The following is a 6,843-nucleotide window of genomic DNA, read 5'->3' on the forward strand; positions in this document are numbered from 1 at the left end:
ATTGCCGCCGTCAACGGCATAAGTGCTGACGCGCGAAATGCGTGCATCACGCCTTCGTGCCCCTCTCCCCGGTTCCGCGAAGCCCCCGACCATGATCGACCGACCATGAGAGACACCAGAGCGGAGCTGCTGGCCCAGGCCGAGATCCTGGTACGGGGCCGGGGCTATTCCGGTTTCAGCTACGGCGACCTCGCCGAGGCGGTGAGCATCCGCAAGGCGAGCATCCATCACCATTTCCGCACGAAGACCGACCTCGCCCTCGCTCTGGTGGAGGCCTACGACGCCCGCTACGACGCGGCGCTCGCCGCCATCGTCGCGGCCCAGCCGGACGCGATCGCGCGGATCGAGGCCTATGGCCGGCACTATCTCACCGGGGTCGAGGATGGGCTCGGCTGTCTCTGCGCCGTGCTCGCCATCGAGAGGGACACGCTGCCGGACGCCCTGCGCGCCGAGCTCGCCCGGTTCTTCGACAAGCACATCGCCTGGCTGGAGCGGGTTCTGGCCGAGGGCTGCGCCGACGGGAGCTTGCGCCCCGGTCTCGATCCGGCCGCCACGGCCCGGATGGTGGTGGCGACCCTGGAGGGCGCGCTCATGCTGGAGCGGCTGCTCGCCGGATCGGCCGGCTTCCGCCTCACCCTGGCGGCCTTGTGCGACAGTCTCAGGCCCCCTCGGATCGGGGGACCGAACGCTCTTTCATCGGAGCGGGGTGATACAATATAACAGCCACCATACAGCTGACGCGGCCCCCCCCGCGAACCCGAAGAGCCTCGCATGTCCGACAGCCCGACCACCGCCTCGCAAAAAATCCCCGTGACCGTGCTCACCGGCTATCTCGGAGCCGGCAAGACCACGCTGCTCAACCGCATCCTCACCGAGAACCACGGCAAGCGCTACGCCGTCATCGTCAACGAGTTCGGCGAGATCGGCATCGACAACGACCTCGTCATCGGCGCCGACGAGGAAGTGTTCGAGATGAACAACGGCTGCGTCTGCTGCACCGTGCGCGGCGACCTCATCCGCATCATGGACGGCCTCGTGAAACGGCGCGGCAAGTTCGACGCGATCATCGTGGAGACCACCGGCCTCGCCGACCCGGCGCCCGTGGCCCAGACCTTCTTCATCGACGAGGATGTGGGCGCCGCCGCCCGCCTCGACGCGGTGGTGACGGTGGCCGACGCCAAGTGGCTCGCCGACCGGCTCAAGGACGCGCCCGAGGCCAAGAACCAGATCGCCTTCGCGGACGTGATCCTGCTCAACAAGGCCGACCTCGTGGAGCCCGCCGACCTCGACCGCGTCGAGGGCCTGATCCGCTCCATCAACCCCTATGCCAAGGTCCACCGCACCAGCCGCTGCGACGTCGCCCTCGACCAGGTGCTGGACCGCAACGCCTTCGACCTCTCGCGCATCCTCGATATCGAGCCGGACTTCCTCGAAGAGGGCCACCACCATCACCATGACGACGAGATGCAGTCGGTCTCGGCCAGGATCGACGGCCCGGTGGACCCCGAGAAGTTCATGCCCTGGATCTCGACCCTGACCCAGGTCCAGGGGCCGGACATCCTGCGCTGCAAGGGCATCGTCGCCTTCCCGAACGAGCCCCAGCGCTTCGTCTTCCAGGGCGTCCACCAGATCCTCGACGGCGACCTCCAGGGGCCGTGGAAGGACGGCGAGGCCCGCGTCTCCCGCGTGGTCTTCATCGGCCGCAAGCTCGATCCGCAGGCGATCCGCGAAGGATTCTACGATTGCAAGGCGGCCTGACGGGCCTCGTCCGGAATCGAACCGATCGGGGGCGGGCGCATTGTCCGCCCGTCTCCTTTTCGCCCGGATGTCCCGATGACCTTGCGCTTCGCCTTCGCCTCCCTCCTCGCGCTGACGGTGGCGGTTCCCTTGGGAAGCGTGGCGCTCTCCACACCGGGGGCGGCGAAATATTCCCTGGATCGCGAGAAGCGCTTCGGCGGGATGTGCAAGCCGCCGCTGAAATTCGCGGCCGGGGCCTGCGTCAAGCGGTGCCCCGCCGGCTATCGCGATACCGGTCGGGGCTATTGCCGCTTCAAGAACATGAACCGCTGAGATCCGTCCGCTCGTCTCTCGGACGGAACCGCCGATGACGGTGTCCTTTGCCCGATGGGCACTCCTGGCGGTCTTCTTGCCACTCGGTACCCCTGCACTGTCCGCTCCCCGGGGAACGGCGCAATCCGCGAGCCAAGAAGAGCGGTTCCGCAGCATGTGCGAGCCGCCGCTTAAGCTTGCGGCCGGTGCCTGCGTCCGGGAATGCCCGGCCGGCTATCGCGACAGCGGTCTCGGCTATTGCAGCTTTCAGCGCATGAGCGACTGAGGGCCTCTTCGATCTGATTTCTCAGCGGATGCTCCTGCCAAAGTCGATCATCCCAGCAGACCACCTCATCCTGAGGTGCCGGAGCGTAGCGGAGGCCTCGAAGGAGCCCTCCAGTTGCCGCGCGATCCCTGGAAGGCTCCTTCGAGGCCGCTCCGCGGCACCTCAGGATGAGGTAAGGCCTTGGAAAAACACCCCAACCAGACTCTATGCGATCTGTCGGATGAGAGCGATTCTCCACGCCGGATCACGCTCGGCCATCTCGTCCGAACAGTCTTGACCCAGTCGCCAAGGTAGCGGCGAGTTGCTGAACCCTTCTCGATCGGAACCGCGATGATCCTGCGCCTTGCCTGCTTCACCGTTCTTCTGTTCGCGGTGTCCATTCCCACGGTTGCGATGGCCGGTCCGGCGCAGGATTACGAGTTCCGGCCGCGGAGCGTCCGCAATGCCTGCCGCCCGCCGCTGAAATTCGCGGCCGGCGCCTGCGTCCGCCGTTGTCCCGCCGGCTACCGCGACAACGGCTCGACCTGCGGGTTCAAGTCGATGCGGCGGTGAGCGGGTTCGCAGAACCCTCTACCGGTTCTGCTACCTGAAGCCTGCGATGTGTCGGAGGCCCGAGGTCGAAGGAGGTCAGGCGGCCTTCACCCCGGCCAGGAACGCCGACACTTCGTGGCCGAGGTTCTCGGAGTAGCGCGACAATTCCCTCGCCGCGCCGAGCACCTGGGTCGCGGCGGCCCCGGTCGAACTCGCTCCGATACGGACGTTCGAGATGTTGCTCGTCACCTCCTGGGTGCCTTGCGCGGCTTCCTGCACGTTGCGGGCGATCTCGCGGGTGGCGGCTCCCTGCTGCTCCATCGCGGCGGCGATGCCGTTGGAATAGGCCGACATGTCGGTGATGGACTTGCCGATGCGGGTGATGTCGGACACGACCTCGCCGGTCGCGCCCTGGATCTCGCCGATCTTGGTCCGGATGTCCTCGGTGGCCCTGGCCGTCTGCCCGGCGAGTTCCTTCACCTCCGTGGCGACCACCGCGAAGCCGCGCCCCGCCTCGCCCGCGCGCGCCGCCTCGATGGTCGCGTTCAGGGCGAGCAGGTTGGTCTGGCCGGCGATGGTCGAGATCATGGCCACGACATCGGTGATGCTGTCGGCGACCTCGGTCAGCTTCTTCACGTTGGCCTCGGTCCGGCGGGTTTCGGCCACGGCCTGTTGGGCCATGTCGGAGGATTGGGTCGCCTGGGTCACGATTTCCTGGATCGACGCGGACATCTCCTCGCTGGCGGCGGCGACCGTATGGACGTTGGCGGAAGTCTCCTCCGCCGCGCTCGCCACCGTGGAGGCCTGCTGGATCGACTGGTCGGCGGTCGCCGACAGGGACTGGGCGGTGGCCTCCATTTCGGTGGCGGCGCCCGCCAGCCCCTGGGTCAGGGCCGAGACATTGGCCTCGAACCGGGCGGTCAGGTCGCTGAGGGCGTCGGCCCGGCGCATCTTGGCCTGGTTCTCCGCCGCCTGCTCCCCCGCCATCCGGCGCGCGTCGATGGCATTGCGTTTGAACACCTCCAGGGCGCGTGCGAGCAGGCCGATCTCGTCCTTGCGCTCGGTGCCCTCGACGGTCACGTCGAGATCACCCGAGGCGAGCCGGCTCATGGAAGCCGTCATGCCCTTCACCGGACGGGAAACCCCCAGCACGACGATGGCGCCGGCGATCGCCATGGCCGACAGGAGACCGCTCGTGGCGGACGTGATCAGCAGAAGCGACGCCGACGCGGCAATCTGATCCGCGTGGTCGGCGCCTTCCTTCAGCTCCTTGTCGATCACCGCGATCCGCTCCGAGATATGTTCGCGCAACTTCGCACGAAGGGGGGCTGCCTCCTTCTGCGCGATGTCCGTTCCCCTCTGCAGGTCGTTCTTCAGTCCGGCTTCCGTCGAGCGGGCCAGGATGGCGAAGTAGGCGTCCAGGGCGTCCCGCATTGTCGCGTTCCGCGCCACGCGTTCCGGCGTGTCGGCCAATTTCGCGAGGCCGGCCTGGGCGTCCCGCGCCGATTTGATGGCCGCATCCTGCCTGACCTTGTAGCCGTCCATTTTCTTGGCATCCTGTTCCAGCAGGATGTTGCGGTTCTGAACCGTCGCTTCGGTGACGCCGATCTGCAGGGTCAGGGCATGGTTCTGCCGGGCGGACTGGATCTTCACGATCTCCTGCGTCTGGTCGGCGATCCGGCCCATGGAATAGCGCGCGTAGGCCACGAGCCCCGCAGAGATCGCAGCCGTCAGGACCAGCGGGATGATGATCTTGACCAGAAGGCTGAGGTTGTTGAACGACTTCATCGAACCGATACCCAAAGGGGGAGGTGTGAACGGATGCTGACATCTTGCAAGAGAATGTCATAAGGAAGTATTAATTGAATTACTATGTATCATGTTTGATGCATGCTGTCGGTAATGTTCAGCAATACATCGTATTGATCCCGTATTTTACCGTATATTACGACCGATGCTAAGACAACGAGCGGCGTGGGATCGCATCCGGGCGCTGGATTCAAGTGCAATCCCGAGCAACCACCGATGATCCGCCGGGCGCCGAGGCATTCGATCCTCGTGACCTGCCGCATCGTCTCGGGGACGATGGACTTCGCCGGCGGGGGCGGCCTTCGATGCCGATGATCTCGGCCGGCCATGCCCGTTGACGGAACGAGGCGAACGCAAGGATTGGTTTACCATTCCGGCACAGGATCGAATCCGAGCCGGCTTGACGCTGCCGGCGGCTGTCGGCTGCTCGTTCCGGGCGCCGTAAGGCTCACGGAGAGCGACGCCCCATGATGTCCCGCGCGGAACGCACGCCCCTGACCGACTGGTGGTGGACCGTCGATCGCGGCCTGCTTGCCGGCCTCACCGCCCTGATGGTGGCCGGCCTCGTCTTCCTCATGGGCGGCGGACCGCCGGTGGCCGAGAAGATCGGCCTGCCGACCTTCCACTTCCTCAACCGGCAGGCGATGTACCTCGCCCCGACGATCCTCATCATCGTCGCGGTGTCGTTCCTGTCCCTGCGCCATATCCGGCGCGTGGCCCTGGCCACCTGGATCGTCGGCGTCACCCTCTGCATCCTCGCCGGCAAGTTCGGGCCGGAGATCAAGGGCGCGCATCGCTGGATCCAGTTCGGCCCCTTCGGCCTGCAGCCCTCGGAATTCGTGAAGCCCGCCTTCGTGGTCGTCGCCGCCTGGGCCTTCTCCGAGGGTGCGCAGCGCCGCGACATGCCCGGCGGCCTGCTGGCGATCCTGCTCCTGCCCGTCACCATCGTGCCGCTGATCCTGCAACCGGATTTCGGCCAGACCATGCTGATCACCATCGTCTGGTGCTCGCTCTTCTTCGTGGCGGGCCTGCACTGGTTCTGGGTCGCCGGCCTCGGCGTGGCCGGCCTCGTCGGCGTCGGCGTCGCCTACCAGTTCCTGCACCACGTGCGCGAGCGCATCACCCGCTTCCTCGACAAGGATTCCGGCGACAGCTTCCAGGAATACTGGGCGCGCGAATCGTTCAATTCCGGCGGCTGGTTCGGCACCGGCCCGGGGGAGGGCGTCGCCAAGCGCCACCTGCCCGACGCCCATACCGACTTCATCTTCTCGGTGACCGGCGAGGAATTCGGCGTCCTCGTCTGCCTCGGCCTCGTCTGCCTCTTCGCCTATATCGTCATGCGCGGGCTGAAGCTGGCGCGACGCACCGACGACACCTTCTCGCGCCTGGCCATCACCGGGCTGACCACCCTGTTCGGCCTGCAGGCCTGCATCAACATGGCGGTGAACGTGCGGCTGATGCCGGCCAAGGGCATGACCCTCCCCTTCGTCTCCTATGGCGGCTCCTCGCTGATCTCCCTGGCGCTCGGCATGGGCTTCCTCGTGGCGCTCACCCGCAAGCGGCCGCGCATGTCGACCCTGAGCCAGAAGCCCCCGGGCACCGCGCCCGCCACGGTCGCCGGAGTGATGCGGTGACCGTGCGGACAGCCACCATCCTGCTCTGTGCCGGCGGCACGGGCGGCCACCTCTTCCCGGCCGAGAGCCTCGCCCATGCCCTGCGCGCGCGGGGTGTGCGCGTGGTGCTCGCCACCGACGCCCGCGTCGATTCCATCGCCGGCGAGTTTCCGGCTTCCGAGATCGTCACCATCGCCTCGGCGACCCCGTCCGGCCGCTCCATCGTCAAGCGGGCGGGGGCGCTCCTCACCCTCGGGCGCGGCTTCGGCGTGGCGGCGCGCGAGATCCGGCGCATCGACCCGGCCGCCATCGTGGGCTTCGGCGGCTATCCCACGGTGCCGCCGGTTCTCGCCGGGCAGATCCTACGGGTGCCGACGGTCCTGCACGAGCAGAACGCCGTGATGGGGCGCGCCAACGCCTTCCTGGCGCGGGGCGCGCGCGCCATCGCCACCGGTTTCAGGCAAGTGCGCGGCATCCCCCCGAAGGCCACGGCCCCGCGCACCCATACCGGCAATCCCCTGCGCCCCGCCGTGCTCACGGCGGGGCGCAGGGGAT

7 protein-coding genes are annotated in these 6,843 nt (G+C 67.3%); 6 read left to right on the forward strand and 1 reads right to left on the reverse strand.

Annotated elements, in window-relative coordinates; translation table 11 throughout:
- The first annotated feature begins 105 nt into the window (after positions 1–105).
- The 4 genes from MBTS_RS08940 to MBTS_RS08955 all read left to right on the forward strand — a co-directional run bounded on the left by MBTS_RS08940 (position 106) and on the right by MBTS_RS08955 (position 2,887).
- On the forward strand, positions 106–720 hold the full coding sequence (locus MBTS_RS08940) for a TetR/AcrR family transcriptional regulator (protein WP_056147512.1): 615 nt from the start codon (positions 106–108) through the stop codon (positions 718–720).
- Between the two features lie 51 nt (positions 721–771).
- The gene (locus MBTS_RS08945; RefSeq protein WP_192215453.1) at positions 772–1,758 is read left to right on the forward strand and encodes a CobW family GTP-binding protein; all 987 of its coding nucleotides are present in this window, start codon (positions 772–774) and stop codon (positions 1,756–1,758) included.
- A 75-nt stretch (positions 1,759–1,833) separates the two neighbouring features.
- Positions 1,834–2,070 carry a hypothetical protein gene (locus MBTS_RS08950; protein WP_192215454.1) on the forward strand — a complete coding sequence of 79 codons (237 nt, stop codon included), beginning with the start codon at positions 1,834–1,836 and terminating at the stop codon, positions 2,068–2,070.
- A gap of 595 nt (positions 2,071–2,665) precedes the next feature.
- Positions 2,666–2,887 carry a hypothetical protein gene (locus tag MBTS_RS08955; protein ID WP_056147507.1) on the forward strand — a complete coding sequence of 74 codons (222 nt, stop codon included), beginning with the start codon at positions 2,666–2,668 and terminating at the stop codon, positions 2,885–2,887.
- Between the two features lie 75 nt (positions 2,888–2,962).
- Here MBTS_RS08955 and MBTS_RS08960 read toward each other — a convergent pair whose 3' ends face one another.
- A complete protein-coding gene (locus tag MBTS_RS08960) occupies positions 2,963–4,654 on the reverse strand; it encodes a methyl-accepting chemotaxis protein (RefSeq protein ID WP_056147904.1) in 1,692 nt (563 codons plus the stop codon).
- Positions 4,655–5,142: 488 nt separating this feature from the next.
- Here MBTS_RS08960 and MBTS_RS08965 point away from each other — a divergent pair, with 488 nt between their 5' ends.
- Positions 5,143–6,309, forward strand: coding sequence for an FtsW/RodA/SpoVE family cell cycle protein (locus MBTS_RS08965; RefSeq protein WP_018041921.1), 1,167 nt, complete (start codon positions 5,143–5,145; stop codon positions 6,307–6,309).
- Positions 6,306–6,843, forward strand: a 538-nt coding sequence (locus MBTS_RS08970) for a glycosyltransferase (RefSeq protein WP_192215455.1), incomplete at its 3' end; no start/stop codon positions are given. The genes MBTS_RS08965 and MBTS_RS08970, both read left to right, overlap by 4 nt.

The organism is Methylobacterium bullatum (assembly GCF_014845095.1).
In the GTDB taxonomy this organism is placed as follows: Bacteria; Pseudomonadota; Alphaproteobacteria; order Rhizobiales; family Beijerinckiaceae; genus Methylobacterium; species Methylobacterium bullatum.